This window comes from Rahnella sp. AA (assembly GCF_002834385.1).
Classification (GTDB): domain Bacteria; phylum Pseudomonadota; class Gammaproteobacteria; order Enterobacterales; family Enterobacteriaceae; genus Rahnella.
In genome coordinates this window covers 168,097-187,869 of record NZ_PITQ01000010.1, presented here as the reverse complement: position 1 = coordinate 187,869, position 19,773 = coordinate 168,097, and the positions used below count along the sequence as shown (strand labels likewise).

The window sequence follows — 19,773 nt, the reverse complement described above, 5'->3', positions numbered from 1 at the left end:
CAAGCAGTGAGGTTCCGGATTGAGTCGTCATAATCATTGTCATTCCCCTTTTTCAGGGTTGTTTTTGTGATGCAAAAAATGCGAAAAGCAAAGGCTCGATAAAAGCAGGTACCGCCGTCCCGACGGCACCTTTGGTCAGTAAATCAGAACCATTGTTTGAAGCGGCGGATATAGAACGTTTTCATGCCCTGCGCCACGCAGCAGTAAGCCAGCAACGTACCGGCCAGCCACGGGAAGTATTCCCACGGCAGCGCCTGCAAACCGACCACCGGACCGAGCGGCGAAAACGGTACATAAATCCCAATCACCATTACCAGACCGGTCATCAGCATCACCGGCCAGGCGGCGGTGCTCTGAATGAACGGTATTTTCTGCGTGCGCAGCATGTGAACCACCAGCGTCTGCGACAGCAAGCCTTCCACGAACCAGCCGGACTGGAACAGCGTCTGCATATGTTCACTGTTGGCGCTGAACACGTACCACATCAGCGCAAAGGTGGTCATATCGAAAATCGACGATGTCGGGCCAATCCACACCATGAAACGGCCGATGTTTTTAGCGTCCCACTTGCGGGGCTTTTTCAGGAACTCTTTGTCGATTTTGTCCCAAGGCAGCGCCAGCTGGGAGATGTCGTACATCAGGTTTTGCAGCAGTAACTGGATAGCCAGCATCGGCAGGAACGGAATAAACGCACTGGCGACAAGCACCGAAAACACATTGCCGAAGTTAGAACTGGCGGTCATGTTTAGATACTTCATGATATTCCCGAACGTCTCGCGCCCTTTCAGAACGCCCTCTTCCAGCACCATCAGGCTTTTTTCCAGCAGGATGATATCGGCAGATTCTTTGGCGATATCCGTGCCGCTGTCGACGGAAATCCCGACGTCGGCGTCACGCAGCGCAGGCGCATCGTTAATTCCGTCACCCAAAAATCCGACCGTATGCCCGTTGGCCTGCAAAGCTTTCAGCACGCGGGATTTTTGCAGCGGTGTCAGTTTGGCAAACACCGTGCGCTCTTCGACCAGTTCACGCAGCGATGCGTCATCGAGACGTTCAATCTGCGGCCCCAGCAGCGGTTCACCCGGCTCCAGCCCGACCTGACGGCAGATACGGCTGGTCACGACCGCGTTATCCCCGGTCAGCACTTTCACCGCCACGCCGATATCGCGCATTGCGGCAATCGCCGGCCCTGCAGATTCTTTTGGCGGGTCCAGGAACGTCAGGAACCCGTGGATAATCAGATCGTGTTCGTCATCAGCGCCGTACTGCTTTTTTGTCTCAGGGCGGCGAATTTCGCGGGTCGCGACGACCAGAACGCGGAAACCGTCTTTGTTGTAGTCGTTCGACATCGCCAGCAACGCATCGCGCCGCGCATCTGTCAGTTCCACGACATTGCCGTTTTCGCGGATATGCGTGGAAATGCCCAGCATTTCTTCCACCGCGCCTTTACACACCAGCAGATGGTTTGCATTGCGGTCTTTGACGACGACGGACAAACGGCGACGCACGAAATCGAACGGTATTTCATCGACCTTGCTGTAACCCTGCGGTTTCACAAAGCCCGGCGTATTGTCAGAGAACCAGATAACCGCCTGATCCATGAGATTTTTGATGCCGCTTTGGTGATAACTGTTCAGCCAGGCAAGTTCCAGCACCGAAGCGTCTTTCTGGCCGCGTGTGTTGATATGGTGCTCGAGGATAATTTTATCCTGCGTCAGCGTGCCGGTTTTATCGGTGCACAGCACGTCCATCGCGCCGAGATTCTGGATAGCATTCAGGCGTTTCACCACCACCTTGCGCTTCGCCATCGCCATTGCGCCTTTTGCCAGGTTAGCGCTGACGATCATTGGCAGCATTTCCGGCGTCAGACCGACGGCAACCGCGACCGCGAAAAGCAGTGCATCCCACCATTCGCCTTTCATGATGCCGTTGATGAGAAACACCACCGGCACCATCACCAGCATGAAGCGGATCAGTAACCAGCTGACGCTGTTCACGCCGCGGTCAAAGGCCGTCTGGGCACGGGTGCCGACAATCGCTTTGGCCAGCGAACCAAAATAGGTACGGGGTCCGGTGGCGACGACCACGGCTAATGCTGTGCCGCTGACCACGTTGGTGCCCATAAAACAGATGTTCGGAATATCCAGCAGATTTTCGTTTTCAGCCCCGCTTTCATTCGCTGATTTTTGCGCGACGTTGCCCAGCGTGTCGTACTTTTCGACCGGCAACGCTTCGCCGGTCAGCACGGCCTGACTGATAAACAGATCCCGCGATTCCAGCAGCCGGACATCCGCCGGGATCATATCCCCGGCGTAAAGCTGCACGATGTCGCCCACCACCAGCTGGCGCATCGGGATCTCGCACAGTTTGCCCTCTTTACCCGCCACCTCGCGGCGTAACACGGTTGCCGTAGTACGAACCATGGCCTTCAGCGCTTCGGCGGATTTGGCAGAGCGATATTCCTGCCAGAAACGTACCAACCCGCTGAGGCCTACCATCGCGCCTATGATATAAACCGACGTCAGATCGGTTTCTTCACCCGCGCGCAGCGGCAGCCAGAAATCGGTAAAGAAGCTGATAATCGCCAGCACGATGAGCACATAAATAAACGGATTGTTGAAGGCTTTAATCAGCTGAACCAGCATGTGAGGCGGCTTGTCGTGTGCCACTTCGTTATACCCTTGTTTCTCCAGTCGCTGAGCCGCGCTGTGGTGAGTCAGGCCTTCGCGGGTCGAGTTGACGTTAATGAGGGTAACCTCAACCTGGTTATTGGCTTCCTGAACGGCTCGCATGGAGAGCGCCTGTTTTTTTCTTTCTGAGATGTTTTGGTTTTGTGCAGTCATGATGATGCTCCTGTCACCGGATAACGTGCAGGTGGAAACCGCAATCTGTTATTTGCAGGCTGCAGAAACCCCTCACCTTATTTCAGTGATCGGTATTTATTTATTTGCGCAGAATTCCCCGCCGTTTATTTTTTGCTTATTATTTTTCTTAAAATAATAAGGGAATAAACAGAGTGAAATCTATTGTGTGTCTTTTATTGATGCATTACTGACGTGTGTTTTTATTATGAATAATAAAAGACCAAAGCCGTCAGGCATGCGTCCAGACGATGTTCAGCGCAGCGTAATGCTGACGTTGAATCAGTGAGAGGAAATCCGACTATGTGGGTCTTCGCTGTCAGAAACGATACAGCGTTGTTCCAGCTGACCGGTGACAGGACTGACCCGCCACGTGGTAACGCGGTGATTAAATGCGTTGATTTTAGAGGAAAAAATAGAATCTGCGTCTTTCTTGCGGGCAGCCAAAATCCTGTCACGAGACGGACGGAGACGCAAAGTGGATGTCAGTGTTTTAACATCAGAAAAAAGGGTAGATTTGAACTTCATAACACACCTCGGGACCGTGACATCCAGGTTGAGGTGGGATTACACGAGAGCATCAGGCTCTGGCGAGGCACACCCAAACGATGAAATGATCACAATCGATTTTATGTTTACTGTTCCGGCACGCTATATCAGCGTCATCCGGCAAGTTACTGGTTACAGTGTCCATTAGTCTCTTATGTAAAGTTAATAAAGGCCGTTACTTCCGGCTCGTGCAATTTACCCAGAGCGTCTATTATTGTCAACCCGCAAATTAAGATTAAAACCGTTCGTTTATATTTTAGAGAGGTTAGCTCCCGAATATAAACGAACCTCAATAACCCTGTTATTTACTGGCCCTTTTTATTCAACTTAAGGCGGCGACTGACAGGTTCAAATTTCTGGCAATGACAATCGGGCGATCACCACTTTCAGACCTGCGGCATGGGCGCGTTCCACCGTCGGCGGTCAGGATCGCAGTGAGCAGAACGTTGAACGGGCGCAAACTCTTAAAACGCGAAACGCCGGACAGGGATATGTCCGGCGAGGATTAATACAATGAATCTGACGAATCAGAAACTATCTGTCAGAAATTATATTGCACACCAATACGGAGGCGGGTCTGGCGCTCATCGGTTGTTTTACGCACGGAGACATCACCGACCTCCGCGTAAGGTGTCCATTGTTTATTAATATTGTAAGCCACTTTTAAATCCTGCTCATAATCCCATTTGTCATTGTCGTAAAGGATCTGATCGCTGTGTTTATAAATATAGTTATATTCAAACCGCCAGTCAGCAATTTTATAACCTAACCAGATTTCACCACGATTAGTTTTACGGTCCTCCGTATTTTCTTTGGTATAGCGGGTGTATTCGTAGCGGTAACGTGCATTGAAATAAACGCCGTTATCAAAGGTATACCCGGCCGTTAAGAACGGCTTATAAATGCTGTTGTCAGAACTGGATTCCAGCGTGAAACCCGGTTGTACAAAAACAGCCGGAGTGACTTTATATTGATAGCTGACCGTGCTTTCTGTGCCGTTATCTACCAGATTATTAAAAGGTTTATTCTGATTGTCACCGCCCGATTTCCACTTGGCTTCCAGCGAAAAACCGAACCCGTTGGCAAAACGATGTGAGACCATCGCCCTGTCTTTATGTTGTTTACTGTCATCGAGCCATTCATGGCGAAGATCAATGGTCACAGCCTGACTGCTGGCGCTGGCCAGCAGCAGACAGCAGAGCAGCAGTCTGTTATTTTTCATTTTAGAATCCCAGAGATATTGAGTAATATTATTTTATTTAAAGTGCATAATGCTAATTACGCTGTCATCATTTTTTCTTTAGAAAATCAGCATAATTAAATCCGCCGTCAGAAAGACGGGTCACCGGATCGGGTAGCCGCAGGGAAATAAACTCTCCGGGCTGAATTTCTTTATTCAATTTATTCACGGTTTTGTGGCCGGTATAAAAATAATTACTGTTATCGATATTGCCGCTGACGGCGTCATCGTACTTTCCGGCGGAGGTGCGCAGCGAAACGTTGCCTTTGAACACGCCCTGTTTATCGGCGGTGGTATAGGGCGACGGGCGGAACAGGAAATTAAAGCGTTTGTTGTCCACCGCACGGTTGTTTTCTACGATCAGTGCACCGGGGTTAAAGTTGTCGGTAAAACCGTCCATGCCATTTTCTACCGCCACATTGTGACGCACGATATGGGCAACCGGTAAACCTTCCCCGCCAAGTTTAAAACCGTTGCTGCCGTTGTGAACCGACAGGCTATTTTCAATGGTCACGCTGCCGTTCGGGCCATCTTCAATCTTGTTAAACAGATCGAATCCGTCATCGATGTTGTCGTGGGAATAGCAGTTCACCAGCCGGTTGCCCTCACCCACCCGCATTTTCACCGCGAATCCGTCCGCATTTTTACGTCCCGGATCCTGATTTCCCCAGGATTCAGAATTGCTGATCAGGTTGTGGCTGGCCCATAATGCGCGCCCGATGCCGTCCGGTGATGCCACCCAGATGCCCGTGTCATCGGCATGATGTGCTTTGACGCGGTCAATGTGGTTATAACTGCCGGCAATGCTGAAGCTTTTTTGCGTAACGGTAATGCCCTGAATATCCCAGTAACCCGCATCCAATTTCAGCCCGTTAAACACCACGCTGTCACCCTGCGGCCGCAATATTTTGCGGGCTTTTTCCGTCCCGCTGGCGGTCGCCGGAATGAGGCTGGCAGGATATTCACCACCGGCCAGCCACAGGGTGCCACCCGGCGCTAACAGATTGACTGCACTGGCGAAATCCAGCGGGTTCGCCGGTGAACCGTCGTTCCCCGCGCGACCCTGCGGGGAGACATACAAGGCTTCAGGGTTGCTCACCAGCGCTAGGCTGACCGGGAATTCCTGTGTCAGCGGTTTGCCGTTATCCGGGGTAAACGTGATACTCAGCGCTGTGGCAGGATGCTCTGCATGGAACGGGATGGCGATCACCTCGCCGCCGCGCACGGCTTTATGACGCAGCAACGGTTTTCCCCCCTGTTCAATTTGCAGGCTTCCGTCGCCATTAGTGCGTAGCTGGAAAACGCTGTCACGGTGCGTAATGACGGGTGATGACATCACTTCAATTCGCGGGTTGAGTGACGGTGTCACATAGGCAGCAGACGGCCGGGTATGCGCTTCGCTGAGCGTCAGTTTCGCGTGATTCACGGTGATTCTGGCATTGCGCGAGGCAAAGAAACCAACGTAATACCCGGTTTTGTCCAGTTGCGTGACACGGTCTGCCCCCTCAACCGTTTTACTTATCCATTGCTCACTGCCTTGTGGCGCATAGGCAACGTCAAAACCGGTGTCCGTGCGGGTCAGGCGCAGCGAAAAATGTTCAGGCGTTGTCAGCGGATGGTAGCTTTCGCGCACAATACCAATACCGGTATTTCCCCACGGCTGCTGTACACCCTGGCGGGCAATCAGCGCCAGAACGGGCGGTTTTTCACCGATGGCCATGACGCTGTTCATCACCATGTTTGATGCCGCCGGGAGCTCTTCAATGCCCGGTTTGGTGACCGGTTCACGCGGATTACCCAGAATATCGCGCACCAGTAACCCGGCACCTTCCTGCCCTGCTGGTTTCGCGCCGTTCTCCGGCCCGAACTGATTGAGCGTGATATCTGCCTCGAGACGGAAATTCACCTCCGCCGGTAAACGCGTATAAAAATAGGTCAGACCATCATGGCTGTTGCCCACTTTGCCGCCACGGCTTTCCAGCGTGAAAGGCGTGATGAGCGGCGATCCTGACGCCGGAACGGCTTTTCCGTCCGCCAGCCGTATTTCATTCATACCGATTTTTTCCGGCAGAACGTTTGTCGAAAAATTGACGTCGGTCGACTGACCGAAAGTGATGCTGTGCCAGACCAGATTGCCGGCATCAGGCAATGCAGCGGCGATGCCTTGTGCGCTCATCCCCAGGGACAGCGCCACAATAAACAGTTTTGGTTCCCACATGATCGTTCTTATCCTAAAAACGCAGGGTGTCGCTGGCCGGTTTCCCGGCCAGTCGGTGAAGTTAATTCATAGCGTGGTGAAACTGTGTGTTACGGGTTTTGCGTCGTACTGACCATGGGTTTCGGTTCAGTAATCTCAACGGCGGGTGTATTGAAAATTTTGCGGCAGACCGTGCTGTTACCCCAACATTCTTCATACGGATAGCCAATCAGTTCTTCCATTACCGCCCGGACCTGCGGCTGAACCTGGCTTATCTGCCCGCCTGCTTTGATACGCGCGACTTCGCCAAGAACCACCAGATGAGTTTTGCGGTTCAGCTTCATTTGATTACTAAAGACAATCGCCATCAGTGCCAGCGCGATAACGCCGATGCAGAACACCATCGCGATGGCCATCACGGCGCTTTCCGGCTGTGTATGTGACTTCGACTGGAAGCCGTAGAAACTCAGGATGGCCCCCATCACAAAGACGATCACCGAGCGCATCAGTTTACCGGAGAACGTCATCGCACCGGCGTAGATCCCTTCGCGGCGACGTCCGGTAAAGGCTTCATCGATATCTGCCAGGAAGGTGTAAACCGTCCACGGAATGTAATACACACCGCCGGTACCGATACCGAACACGACTGTGATGGTCAGCATTGCGACGGTGGCGTACTGCTGTGGCAGGTGCAGGAAATGCAGCAAGCTGTAGCAGATGACTGAGAAAATAACGATACCGAGGGCCAGAATATAAGGCTTGCTGAAACCATGTTTCACGCAAATACCAATGAAGATGGCGGTGGAGAACAGTTGCAGAATGGAATTGAGGCTGCTCAGCCCTGCGACCATTGTCGGGTCATACTGCAGAACGAAAATGATGAAGTACGTAAAGACCGAAGCAAACAGCCATTCCGCGCCGAAACCACACAGGTACATGCCCAGATGCTTGCGGAATACGCGTAAATGAAACGTTGATTTCATGTCCCGCACCAGCGTCAGCATTGTTTTGCCGAGGCTCATTTTCTTCTCATTCACTGGCGTGGTTTCTTCCACCGGGCGTTCCCATGAGGACAGATACAGCATACCAATCGCAATAAACAGGATCACACCATAGGTCAGTGCGGTGAAGAAGAACGGTTGTGCGGAATCTTTGCCGTAAATGAGGATGAACTGGCCCGGAATGAAGGCCGCCAGGAAATTCGCCACTTTACCGAAAATCGCTTTGTAGCCTGTCAGCTTGGAACGTGCGGAAAAATCGGTGGTCATTTCCGTTGCAAGCGTTTCGTACGGCACCATCACCGAGGTGTAGATCAGTTCGAACATGACGTACGTGGACAGGTAATACCAGAACCCGAAGCCTTCCACCCACAGCAGCGGATAGAACATCATCAGTGGTACGCCAAGAAGGATAAAGAAACGGCGGCGGCCAAAGCGTTTACCGAGACGCGTTTTGCCAAAGTTGTCAGAGAGATAACCCATCAGCGGATTGCTGATGGCATCAATGATGCTGGCGACAGAGAAAATCGCTGAAGCCTGTAACAGCGTCAGGCCACAGAAGGTGGTGTAGAAATACAGTAACCAGATGCCGGCGATCGCCAGCGCCCCGCTACCTAACAGATTGCCGCCGCCATACGCCAGCTGATGTTTAAATAAAATTGGTTTTTCTGCGTTCATTGTGTTCCCGCCCAGAAGAGAGTTTTTAAATATGAACCGGTGTTTCGTTTTTATGGATATGGCGTTTTATATAGGCGAGGGGAATGAATAGATGTGAATCAGTTCACATTTGAAACAGCAGGTGTGAATTGTCGGCCTGTTTTGAGATACGTGTAACACTCTCATCCATAAAAAATACACATTTCGGGAGACTATTCGTAACGCATTAGTTTGGGATTGAATGATTAGGCGACTATTGCTTTAAGAAACCGTAACTTAACTGTTACGTGAATTTTACTTACAGAACGGATTTTGCAGTGAAGGTCATGCATACAGCAGGAGTTAAGGTGGGAAAAGGCCAGTCCCTGGCCCTGTTGCTTGCTACAGCGAGTGATTCTGAGGCGGTAAATCCTGAGGTTTGCGATCAGGAGTTAAGTAATGACGCTGTGCTTGCATGGAGCTCATCCAGCAAGGTGTAACGCTTACGATATTCAGAGCGTTTTTTACTGGCGATGTCTTCCATCGGTTTTCGTGGCAGTTCAAGCGGCACGTCGTATAACGCAGAAGAGTAAGGCGTGGCGCTGATTGAATCCCAAAATTCGTTATAACTGGCGACAAATACGTTTTTCTTACGGTGACGGTAACGCAGGCTGCGAAACACGTGGCCGGTATCGCTCACGGCCAGAATACGACGGACGCCGGTTTCTGCCGCGATACGTTGCAGGCTTTCCAGCAGCAGGCGTTTCGGGAACAAGCCGTAACAGGATTTTGTGGCCTGCTTAATGACTTCATGCGGCGTTGAGCGGTGTGCTCCCTGGAACCCGCCGACAATCAGCGTCAGGCCCCCGTCGCGTTGCACAATACTGAACGTCAGCGCGGCCAGCAGCGTGTCTTCCATATACAGGAACATGTTGGCTTCGCCTTCACGCTCCGATTTGCCGATTGATCCCAGCACAACATGAAATGACTCGCCGTCTTTACCGGTAAACTGCGTGACAGTGTTGCCTTTTGCACTCAGAAACGTATTGCGCAGCCCGATGTTGGCAATATTTTTGACGAATTCATAGTGATCAACCAGCGCGGCGGCACGCCCGGCAGAGGCTAATCCGAGGTGCAGATAAGGTTTGTGAATTTTGCTCGGTAATTTGGTCTGAACGCTGAATGCTTCCTGCCAGACCGGTTCGGCGGCCATTTTGTTGAGCACTCTCAGGGTATCCAGCGGATGCAGTAACGTACGCACGGCGTATTTCACGCGGAACATCCGGTCACGCCACAAATTATCCGGTACACACGCCCCGCTCAGCAGATCTATAAACAGGTTGAATCCGCTGGCATTTTTTGTCGTTGTTTCGCTGAGGGATTCAGTTTCGTTGAGGGGGGAGTGTTCCATGATTATTTCCGTCACCTGAAATAATCACGGTATCACCCGATTTTTAAACAATTTTACAACGCGCTTTTAAAGCAGGATGGCGCGATAGGAATAAACGCAGACCGTTTAACTGTCGTTTACTTTACAACTTACTTACACAGAAACCCGATTTTCTGCACATTTATCAGGTAATGCCGGGGGGGCTGTTTATTTGGTGTTTCTCTTCATTTCAGTTTGTCATGACTGTGAACGTTTCCCCACTCACACATCATATCTAAAACAGGGAGCAGGGACTGGCCTCTTGCAGAAAGGCTATATTCCACCTTTGGCGGGATTTGCGGGTATTCCTTCCTGATGATCAAACCGTCACTCTCCAGCTCTTTCAGCGTGAGGCTTAGCGTTCTGTAGGAAATTTTCCCCAGACGGCGTTTCAGCTCATTGAATCGCACGACAGGCGTTGCCCCGGTTAACGAATAGAGGATGATCATTTTATATTTTCCGCTGACCAGCGAAAGCGTATAAGCGAACCCCGTTTCCTCCCTAAGCTCGCAGGGCATATCAATCACTTCCTCTTTCATTACACTATCCTTTTGTATAGTACATATCATAAATGACAGTATTGTACTTTAAATTAAAGCTCCCTATGATGCAAACATCAAGCAGACACTGAATTACTTCATCGAATAAAGGGATATATTATTTGAAAACGCTCATTGTTGTTATTCACCCAAACCTGAATGAATCTGTTATCAACAAACGCTGGACCCGTGAATTAACGCAGTACCCTGAATTATATACTGTCCATAATCTTTATAAGACTTATCCAGACGGCATTATTGATGTACAGAAGGAGCAACAGTTAATTGAGCTGCATGACAGCATTGTTCTGCAATTCCCGTTGTATTGGTTTAATTGCCCTCCGCTGCTGAAGAAGTGGCTGGATGAGGTCTTTACCTACGGCTGGGCATATGGCTCCACCAGCGGCCACAAGCTCAAAAATCGTAAATTTGCTCTTGCCGTGAGCGCCGGTATTAAGGAAGCGGATTTTGTATCAGGCGGGCGTTATCAGCACTCGTTAAAAGAAATACTGTTGCCCTTTGAAATGACGGCTAAATATGTAGAGGCAAATTACCTCCCCTTCTATGCTTTCTATGATGCTGAGAGTGAAGTTTCGCAAGCGCAATTAGATCATAGTGCGAAAGGATATATAGATTATCTTCAGTCTTTCTCTTTAATGCCATAAGTTAAACCCGGCAATTGCCGGGTTATTTTATTTACAGAAAATTAAAACGTAGCTGCGTTATTTATTCTCGACAAATTCAAACGCCAGTCGTAGTTGTTCTGCGTTCGGGTCACCTGGCAACAGATGAATGGATTCCCCTGCCTGCAATGTACGGGCGATCAGGCGTGACATCTGTTTTTCATCCTGAATATTCACCTTCAGTTGCGCCAGACTGACGGGCAAGTCCAGCACGCGGTATAGCGCGGTGAGCTGTTGCACCACCTCCGGCTGATTGAGCAGTGCACTTTGTACCAGAATACCGTAAGCCACTTTAGTGCCGTGCAGGAAAGCGTCGGTTTGCGGCAACGCCGTCAGGCCGTTATGCACTGAGTGTGCCGCCGCGATACGCGTAAATCTGTCCCCTAATCCGCCGACCAGACCTCCGCCGGCAATAATGGCATCGAGGACATTAAGGAACGGTTGTGTCAGCTCGTTATTATCCTGGGCCTGCAGCGCAGCTTCGCTTTCATTGAGTAAAACGTCGCGGATCGTCAGCGCCGTGTTCAGGCCGAGTTGCACCGTTAACGGCAGAATTTCCGGTTGCGGGCTGAGCACTACCGCTTCGTACCATTTCGCCAGCGTGTCGCCGATACCCGCCAGCAGATATTCTTTCGGCGCACGCAGAATAATGCGCGGTTCGACCAGCACCAGATGATTGGCATCATTAAAGATTTCATAGCGCAGTGCCTGCCCCTCGTCGTTATACCAGACAGACAGCGGCGTCCAGGCGGCGCAGGTGGCGGCAATAGTTGGGATTGCCACCACGGGCAAGCCGAGACGTCGCGCCACCACTTTTGCCGTGTCGAGCACGGCACCACCGCCAATGCCGATCACGACCTGCCGGTCTTTTCCGCCAATACCGGCAATACGCTGTACTTCGGTTTCGCTGCAATGAGCCTTAAACAGTACGCGTTTTGCCTGCGGGGCGGTAAAGCTCTCAGGGAGAAAGTCTTGCGCGGCAACCAGCGCGCGTTCGCCATAAATCCACAGCGCCTTATCCAGCTGCTGTGGCGGGTAAAACTGCGCCAGCCTGTCGATTGCGCCAGGGAAAGAAAAATAGTTTGCAGGGCCGGTAACGACGCGGATATCGGTATCACTCATGAGGAAATCCTTGATTTAGAAGCTGTTAACATCCTACGCCCGGACATCCGGATGGCTAATAATCTTTAGCATTAACTTATGCCTTTTCGTTCGTTGCCATTCATTCACGGGTCATCAAAACTCGGACAATCAATTCATTATCTCAATATAAAAGCCTGATCAAAGGCTGGCATGAATTGTCTTCCCGTTTAAATGATGATTAACCACACAGGGCAACAGACATGAAATTGTTCTCCGCTTCACTGCTGGCGTTAAGCCTGCTCGCCGTTTTTCCTTCTTTTGCCGCCGATACCGCGGCGGTGCCGAAAGCTATCAGCGACCATAAAGGGCCGATCCGCATTGCGGTGATCCGCAATCTGGGTTCAGACGATAACACCACGCAATTTGTCTCCGGCGCGGTTCAGGAAGGCCGCAAACTGGGCTTTCAGGTCAGCACGTTCCTGAGTAACGGTGACGACGCCAAATTCCAGGATTTCGTCAACCAGGCCATCAGCCAAAAATACGACGGCATTATTTTGTCTCAGGGACGTGACCCTTATTCCACCGAATTACTCAAGCGCATCACCGCCAGCGGCATCGCCGTTTCGGTCTTCGATACGGCTGTCAACGGTGATATCCCCGGCGTGACGGTCACTCAGCAGGATGATGCTTCTCTGACAGATCTTTCTGTCGGACAGTTAGTCAAAGATTTCAACGGCAAAGCCAATATCGTCAAGCTATGGGTCGCCGGTTTCCCGCCAATGGAACGCCGTCAGGATGCGTATAAAAAGCTGCTGAAAGACCAGCCGGGCATCCATGAACTGGAATCCGTCGGCGCGGTGTCTTCGGATGTTCAGGGCGACACGGCCAACAAAATTGGCGCAATTCTGGCGAAATACCCGAAAGGCAAAATTGACGCCATCTGGGGAACCTGGGATGCATTCAGCCAGGGCGCGTATAAGGCCTTGCAGGAAAATGGCCGCACCGAAATCAAACTCTACAGCATCGACATTTCCAATCAGGATATCGGCCTGATGCGTGAAGCGAACAGCCCGTGGAAACTCAGCGCAGCGGTCGATCCGAAACTGATCGGCGCGATTAACCTGCGTCTGGTGGCGTATAAGATTGCCGGCGAGAAAACGCCTGCTACCTATGATTTCAAAGCTGCGGCGATCCCTCAGGCGTTGCTTGTCAGCAATCCGGACGCCGTAAACGTCGCGTCGCTGGCAAAAGTCATTCCTGGCTGGGGCAAATCGGATGATTTCATCGCGCCGTGGTTCACCACGCTTGAAGCGAAAAATAAGAAATAAGGCCGGAATATGACAACGCAATCTCTGCCTCAACCGGAATACAGCCGAAACATGCGGCTGATCGGGCACAGCGACCAGGGGGGGAAACCTGACGGCGTGCAGGTGATGGTTCACCGCGGTTATGCCTATATCGGGCATATGGTGTCGCAGGGTTTTTCCATCGTGGATGTCCGCGACCCGAAAAATCCGCGCCCTGCCGGTTTCGTCGCAGCACCACCGGGCACCTGGAATGTGCATTTACAGGCGCACGACGATTTACTGCTGGTGATTAATGCACGCGATTTGTTTGCCGACGTGCGTTTCGCCGATGAAAAAGTGTATTACACCCGTTCCGTCAGCGAAACGGTCAAGGGCACGCAGCAGCGCGGCTGGAGCGCCGGTGTGCGTATTTTTGATATTTCGACGCCTGACCGGCCAAAAGAGATCGGTTTTCTCGGGCTGGAAGGCATCGGCGTTCACCGCATCTGGTATGTCGGCGGGCGCTGGGCTTACGTTTCTGCACTGATCGACGGTTACAGCGATTACATCTTCCTGACTATCGATCTGGCTGACCCGCGCAATCCGCAGGTAGCCGGACGCTGGTGGCTGCCGGGGATGCACAACGCAGGTGGCGAAACACCGGACTGGCCGGAGGGCAAACGCTATGCGCTGCATCATGCGATCATCAGCGGTGATACCGCCTACGCCAGCTGGCGCGACGGCGGCCTGACGCTGCTCGACATCAAAGACAGAACCGCACCTCAGTTGATTTCACACCGTAACTGGAGCCCGCCGTTTGGTGGGGGTACGCATACCGCGCTGCCGTTACCGGACCGGGATCTGCTGATCGTGCTGGATGAGGCGGTGCTGGATAATCAGGAGGATGGCGAGAAACTGATCTGGGTATTCGACGTGCGTGAGCCGTCAAATCCGGTAAGCATTTCAACGTTTCCGCAGCCGGATGAACGCGATTATGTCAGTAAAGGCGCGCATTTCGGCCCGCACAATCTGCATGAGAACCGGCCTGGCAGCTTTATCAGTTCGACGCTGATCTTTGCCACTTACCAGAATGCCGGTGTGCGTGCGTACGACATCAGTAATCCGTATCAGCCGAAGGAAACCGGTGCACTGGTTCCGGCGGCTCCGGCCAAAATGATGGATACCCGCCCCGGCAGGCCGCAGGTGATTCAGTCCTGCGACGTGTTTGTCGATGCGCAGGGTATTATCTACAGCACCGACTACAACGGTGGATTATCGATCATCGAGTATCTCGGGTAATTCTGTGCCGCATCTGAACTCGTCAGTTTAAGATGCGGCGATTTTCTTTTCCGCGATTTTTAGTAAAAAGCACCATTCCGTCTCACCATCAGCAGCAATAATCGCCACTTTTCATTTGCCTTCACTTGCATATGGGCTTCTGCATTGTTTTATTAACTCCGTTCTCTGACTCTGGCTAAGGTGCTTTGATGAATGATTTCTCACAAACCGATTTTGACGTCCGGCTGGAATGGGGTGCTCAGGCAGCAGAGCAACTGGCGGCTGAGGCAGATTGCATTGTCATTATCGACGTGATGTCGTTTTCGACCTGCGTGAGCATTGCAGCGGAACGCGGTAGTTTTATTTTTCCGTATCCGTGGAAAGATGCCCGTGCGCAGGATTATGCCTCTGAGAAAAATGCGCTGTGTGCACAGTTTGACCGCCGTTTTGACGGGCCGGGGTTTACACTTTCTCCCTGCTCCTTGCAGGATATGACCGCGGGTACCCGGCTGGTGCTGCCCTCGCCTAACGGTTCTGCACTGACGTTTGCTGCGAAGAAAAAGTCAGGTGCGGATATTTTCACTGCCTGCTTTCGAAACCTGACCGCGACCGCCCGTGCCTGCGAAAAGTATTCCCGCATTCTGGTGATACCCGCCGGAGAAAAGTGGTCTGACAACACTCTTCGCCCGGCCATTGAAGATCTGGCGGCGGCTGGCGGATTGATTTCACGCCTGAAACACCGGCGCTTATCAGTAGAAGCCCGTGCTGCCTGCGCGGTTTACGAGGCCATTAACCGGGAGGAACTCCGGGATTGCGGTTCTGCGGTTGAGCTGCGGCGGCGCGGATTTGCCGCCGATGTGGCAATTTGTCTGGATGAAGATGTCTGCGATGTGGCCTGCAAACTCACGGACGATGCTTTCGGTCCCACGGTTTCAAGCTAAAACCGCTCTTTTTGATCCTTGTCCTATCTATAACCTTCCTGAAGGTGTGTGATAGGTTAAATACTTATCATCTATCTTTTGCTGCACCTTGCAGCGATTTTGCTTTTTCCGGGACAGAAGACAATGAGCCAAAGTAAATCGGATGTGTCAGAACATCCGCAGGGAGATGTTGCTGCGAATACCGGGATCTCTGTTATTGCTTTATTGGTTGCTGCTGCTTTCTTTATGGAGTTTATCGACGGTACGGTGATTGCCACCGCACTGCCGCAGATGGCTCTCTCATTCGGGGTTTCGGCGGTGGATCTGAACGCCGGGATGAGTGCCTATATGCTGACGCTGGCAGTACTGATCCCCGCCAGCGGCTGGGCGGCTGAACGGTTCGGCGCCCGTAACGTTTTCACCTTTGCACTCGCCGTGTTTACGCTGGCCTCGTTGTTTTGCGCGATGGCGTCGGGTGTCAGCGAATTTATCATTCTGCGTATTATTCAGGGGATTGGCGGGGCGCTGATGGTGCCGGTTGGCCGCCTGACGGTGCTGAAAACCACGCCGAAACCTCAGCTGATTAAAGCGATTGCTACCCTGACGTGGCCTGCGTTGGTTGCCCCTATTCTCGGGCCGCCGCTGGGCGGGTTTATCACGCACTATGCGTCATGGCACTGGATTTTTTATATCAACGTACCGCTGGGCGTGATTGCAATGCTGCTGGCCTGGCGTCTGTTCCCGCAGGAACGTCCGGATGAACCCAAGCATTTCGACAAACCGGGTTTTCTGCTGACCGGGCTGGCGATGCTTTCACTGGTGACCGGGCTGGAGCTTATCAGCCAGGATCACATCTTGTGGACGACGGCCATTCTCTTGCTGGTTGCCGGTGTGGGGCTTTCCTTCATGGCAATTCGGCATTTATACCGCGCGCCTGCGCCGATGGTGCATCTGGCGTCTCTGGTGATCCCGACATTTCGTATCAGCATGGGCGGCGGCTCGCTGTTTCGCGTGACGATAAGCGCCGTACCGTTTCTGTTACCGCTGATGTTGCAGGTGGGTTTTGGTATGGACCCCTTCCATTCCGGCCTGCTGGTGCTGGCCGTGTTTGCCGGTAACCTGGCGATGAAGCCGGCAACCACGCCGCTTATCCGTCGTTTTGGCTTCCGGCCCGTGTTGGTGGTGAACGGTCTGCTCAGCGTTTTCTCGTTGCTGTTCTGTGCTTTTCTGACGCCCGGCACACCTGACTGGCTGGTGATGCTATTGCTGTTCCTCGGCGGTCTGAGCCGTTCGATGCAGTTTACCGGCATCAGCACGCTGGCGTTTTCTGATGTTCCGCAAAAACAAATGGCCGATGCCAACACGCTGTTCAGTACGGTGTTACAGCTCTCTGTCGGGCTGGGGATCACCGTCGGTGCGCTGGGGACCCGGCTTGGGGAGCAACTTATTGCGCTGATGCACTGGGAATCTGTGCCGGGTATGAGTTTCAAAATCTCTTTCATTGTCATCGCTGTTCTGACGCTGATCGGCTGGCTCGACATGCTGCGTCTGAAGCCGGATGCCGGATCAACGGTTTCGGGCAAAAAGTGAACCGTTGCCTTATGATGAATCGTGTTGATAAACCCTTCAGGAGCAAACGATGTTCACAGGATTAAGCGCTTTTCCTCTTACACCGCTGACGGCAACGGGGGGCGATGAGAAATCCTTTGTCAGATTGATTGAACGGCTGGTGAACGCCAGGGTGGATTCCATTGGCGCGCTGGGGTCGACGGGCAGTTACGCGTACCTGACCCGCGAAGAACGCGCCCGCGTCACGCGTCTGGCAGTGGAACATGCCGGTGGAACTCCGGTGATGGTGAGCATTGGTTCATTGCGAACCTCTGACGTACTGCATCTTGCGGAAGATGCGCAGCAGGCGGGCGTCAGCGCGGTATTACTGGCGCCGGTTTCTTACCAGAAACTGACCGCTGATGAAGTTTTTACCCTGTATGAAACGGTTTCGCGCCATCTTTCGGTGCCACTCTGCGTTTACGATAATCCGGGCACCACGCATTTCGATTTTTCTGATGAATTGTATGCCCGCGTGGCGCAGCTGCCTGCCGTTGCCAGTATCAAAATCCCTAATCTTTCCGCCGATCCGCAGGCCACCCGCGCCCGGCTCAATGAAATTCGCACCCTTGTGCCTTCACATATCACGCTGGGTGCGGCGGGAGATCTGGCCGCCGCGACGGTGCTGACACAGGGCGGTGACGTCTGGTATTCAGTGATTGCCGGTCTGTTCCCGGAAATCCCGGTCGCCATTACCCGTGCAGCCCAAAGTGGCGATGAAGCTGAGGCGCAGGCGTTATCGGCGCAGCTTGAGCCGTTGTGGGTATTGTTCAGAAAACACGGCAGCCTGAGAGTCGTTGCGGCGGCGGCGGAAATTCTCGGTATTGTTTGCGCCCCCTGCCTGCCGTTACCGCTTCATGCCCTGGCCGGAGATGAACGTCAGCGCCTGGCGGAGGTTCTCAGAGAACTGAATTTACACGCCTGATTTTTACGGCGGGAACGCTTCCCGCCGTCTTGCCCCTTTCTCGCCTTCACGCCACAAACAGCCCCTCTTTTTGTCGCTTATTCAGCCGTTTGATTTCGCTTAAATCCTTTAGAGTGATTGCATCATGAACCTTTTCTGCCTGCGCGCTGGCGCGGAGCAAAACAAACAAAGGCTATTCAGGCGTGGCAAAATCATTTTTACGCAGTGGCAGTCTCAATGACATCCTTGCGCTGGGCGAAAACGGACAGCCGGTTTACGCATCAGCCCTGCAATTACGGGAAACCTTACGCCTGCGTAAACAACCTGCAATTGCCGATTGTCTGGCGATCCCGCAACTTAACGAGGCCGGAGATCGCCTCGACTGGTATTCCCCACGTGAAGGCAAAGTGGTTTCCTGGGCCGCCGCGACCGATTCTGCGCGAGCTTCGGCATTACGTCAGTTAGAAAATTGCCTCAATGTTGTCGCGCAAATCGGCAATACCGCTAAATCTTCTGAAAAACCCGCCAATCAGTTTTTTGGTTCTTTACTGGAAAAGGCGTTTCGCTTTCCGGATCAAAACCACGTTTATCTGGTCGGTGGTCAGCCGGTTATTACCTTCTGGGGCTTTGTTAATTTCGACAGTGCCAGTAATACAGACGCTTTCGCTTCCCTGCGCAATAGCCTGACGGCAGATGAACCGTTACCAACGCTGTCGCTGGCGGCGGAAAAAGTGAAAGCACCGGAACCGGTTGTTGCCCCAGTGGAACCGGTGAAAGTGATCAGGACGGTGGAAGCCCGTGCAGCAGAACAGGAAATCGCTGCACCGGAGCCTGTTGCGCCTCCTCGCCGCAAAATATCCCCGCTGATATGGGCGCTGCCAGTGGCTGCGCTGGTGGTGGCCGGGTCTGCTGCGGGCTGGCTGTATTCCCGTACGCCTGCGCCGAAAGTTGAAACGGCAAAAGCCAAAGCGCCTGAACCCGCCCCTGTTGCCGAACCTGCGCCAGTGGTCATTGCGCCACCGCCGGTGGCCGCAGAAGTGAAAGCGCCTGTTGCCGCTACGCCTGAACCCGCCAAACTGCCGGTCGCCCCGGCGGCGGTAGTCCCGTCGCCAGAGCCGGTCGCGGAAGTGGAAAAAACGCCGGTGGTTGCTGAACCCGTTGCTGCGCCGGTCAGCAAAAATGCGCTGGTGATGCCACCGGACGCCGTGAAAATTGGATCCACTAAATTCCTCAACGGCAACTGGAATGTGATTGTTGATATCAAAGATCCGGTTACCGGTAAGCCGCCGGTGCTGCACTATCAGATCAAACAGGGCCAGGGTACGGTGAAAATCACCTACGGTGCCGGGGTTACCTGCCATGCAGCCATGAGCGCGGGCCTGATGCAGTCGGGTAAACTGGTGATCAACAGCCGTTACAAAGCGAAATGCAGCGATGGCTCCCGCTATCAGATGCCGGAAATCAGCTGTACTCAGGGCGCAACTGGCGCAGCCGTGTGTCAGGGCCGTTATACCGGCGACACGGTTTACCCAATGACGATTAAGCGCGAAGGTAAATAACCG

Annotated in this window: 14 protein-coding genes; 7 read left to right on the top strand and 7 right to left on the bottom strand. The window is 52.8% G+C overall.

The window, feature by feature from the left end:
• Positions 1–143: 143 nt before the first annotated feature.
• From mgtA to CWS43_RS21430, 6 genes are all read right to left on the bottom strand, one after another.
• Positions 144–2,843, bottom strand: coding sequence for a magnesium-translocating P-type ATPase (gene mgtA / locus CWS43_RS21460; protein ID WP_101079155.1), 2,700 nt, complete (start codon positions 2,841–2,843; stop codon positions 144–146).
• A 1,108-nt stretch (positions 2,844–3,951) separates the two neighbouring features.
• Positions 3,952–4,632: an oligogalacturonate-specific porin KdgM family protein gene (locus CWS43_RS21450; RefSeq protein ID WP_101079153.1), complete on the bottom strand. Its 681-nt coding sequence runs from the start codon at positions 4,630–4,632 to the stop codon at positions 3,952–3,954.
• Positions 4,633–4,699: 67 nt separating this feature from the next.
• Complete coding sequence (locus CWS43_RS21445; RefSeq protein WP_101079152.1) at positions 4,700–6,868, bottom strand: right-handed parallel beta-helix repeat-containing protein; 2,169 nt, start codon at positions 6,866–6,868, stop codon at positions 4,700–4,702.
• Positions 6,869–6,957: 89 nt separating this feature from the next.
• Entirely contained in the window at positions 6,958–8,523 is a 1,566-nt protein-coding gene (locus CWS43_RS21440) for an MFS transporter (protein WP_101079151.1), read from the bottom strand.
• Between the two features lie 403 nt (positions 8,524–8,926).
• On the bottom strand, positions 8,927–9,892 hold the full coding sequence (locus CWS43_RS21435) for a VirK/YbjX family protein (protein WP_101079150.1): 966 nt from the start codon (positions 9,890–9,892) through the stop codon (positions 8,927–8,929).
• Positions 9,893–10,095: 203 nt separating this feature from the next.
• Positions 10,096–10,449 carry a helix-turn-helix domain-containing protein gene (locus CWS43_RS21430; RefSeq protein WP_101079149.1) on the bottom strand — a complete coding sequence of 118 codons (354 nt, stop codon included), beginning with the start codon at positions 10,447–10,449 and terminating at the stop codon, positions 10,096–10,098.
• A gap of 122 nt (positions 10,450–10,571) precedes the next feature.
• On the opposite strand from CWS43_RS21430, the gene CWS43_RS21425 reads away from it, so the two are divergent.
• A complete protein-coding gene (locus CWS43_RS21425) occupies positions 10,572–11,114 on the top strand; it encodes an NAD(P)H-dependent oxidoreductase (protein ID WP_101079148.1) in 543 nt (180 codons plus the stop codon).
• Positions 11,115–11,171: 57 nt separating this feature from the next.
• Here the strand turns inward: CWS43_RS21425 and CWS43_RS21420 are convergent, their stop codons facing one another.
• A complete protein-coding gene (locus CWS43_RS21420) occupies positions 11,172–12,254 on the bottom strand; it encodes an oxidoreductase (RefSeq protein WP_101079147.1) in 1,083 nt (360 codons plus the stop codon).
• Between the two features lie 221 nt (positions 12,255–12,475).
• Here CWS43_RS21420 and CWS43_RS21415 point away from each other — a divergent pair, with 221 nt between their 5' ends.
• From CWS43_RS21415 to CWS43_RS21390, 6 genes are all read left to right on the top strand, one after another.
• Complete coding sequence (locus tag CWS43_RS21415; protein WP_101079146.1) at positions 12,476–13,543, top strand: sugar ABC transporter substrate-binding protein; 1,068 nt, start codon at positions 12,476–12,478, stop codon at positions 13,541–13,543.
• 9 nt (positions 13,544–13,552) lie between these two features.
• Positions 13,553–14,800, top strand: a complete 1,248-nt coding sequence (locus CWS43_RS21410; RefSeq protein ID WP_101079145.1) for an LVIVD repeat-containing protein — start codon at positions 13,553–13,555, stop codon at positions 14,798–14,800.
• A 188-nt stretch (positions 14,801–14,988) separates the two neighbouring features.
• Positions 14,989–15,720, top strand: a complete 732-nt coding sequence (locus tag CWS43_RS21405; RefSeq protein WP_101079144.1) for a 2-phosphosulfolactate phosphatase — start codon at positions 14,989–14,991, stop codon at positions 15,718–15,720.
• Between the two features lie 123 nt (positions 15,721–15,843).
• A complete protein-coding gene (locus CWS43_RS21400; RefSeq protein ID WP_101079143.1) occupies positions 15,844–17,289 on the top strand; it encodes an MFS transporter in 1,446 nt (481 codons plus the stop codon).
• Between the two features lie 49 nt (positions 17,290–17,338).
• Entirely contained in the window at positions 17,339–18,232 is an 894-nt protein-coding gene (locus tag CWS43_RS21395; protein WP_101079142.1) for a dihydrodipicolinate synthase family protein, read from the top strand.
• A gap of 182 nt (positions 18,233–18,414) precedes the next feature.
• The gene (locus CWS43_RS21390) at positions 18,415–19,770 is read left to right on the top strand and encodes an SrfA family protein (protein WP_101079141.1); all 1,356 of its coding nucleotides are present in this window, start codon (positions 18,415–18,417) and stop codon (positions 19,768–19,770) included.
• The last annotated feature ends 3 nt before the right edge of the window (positions 19,771–19,773 follow it).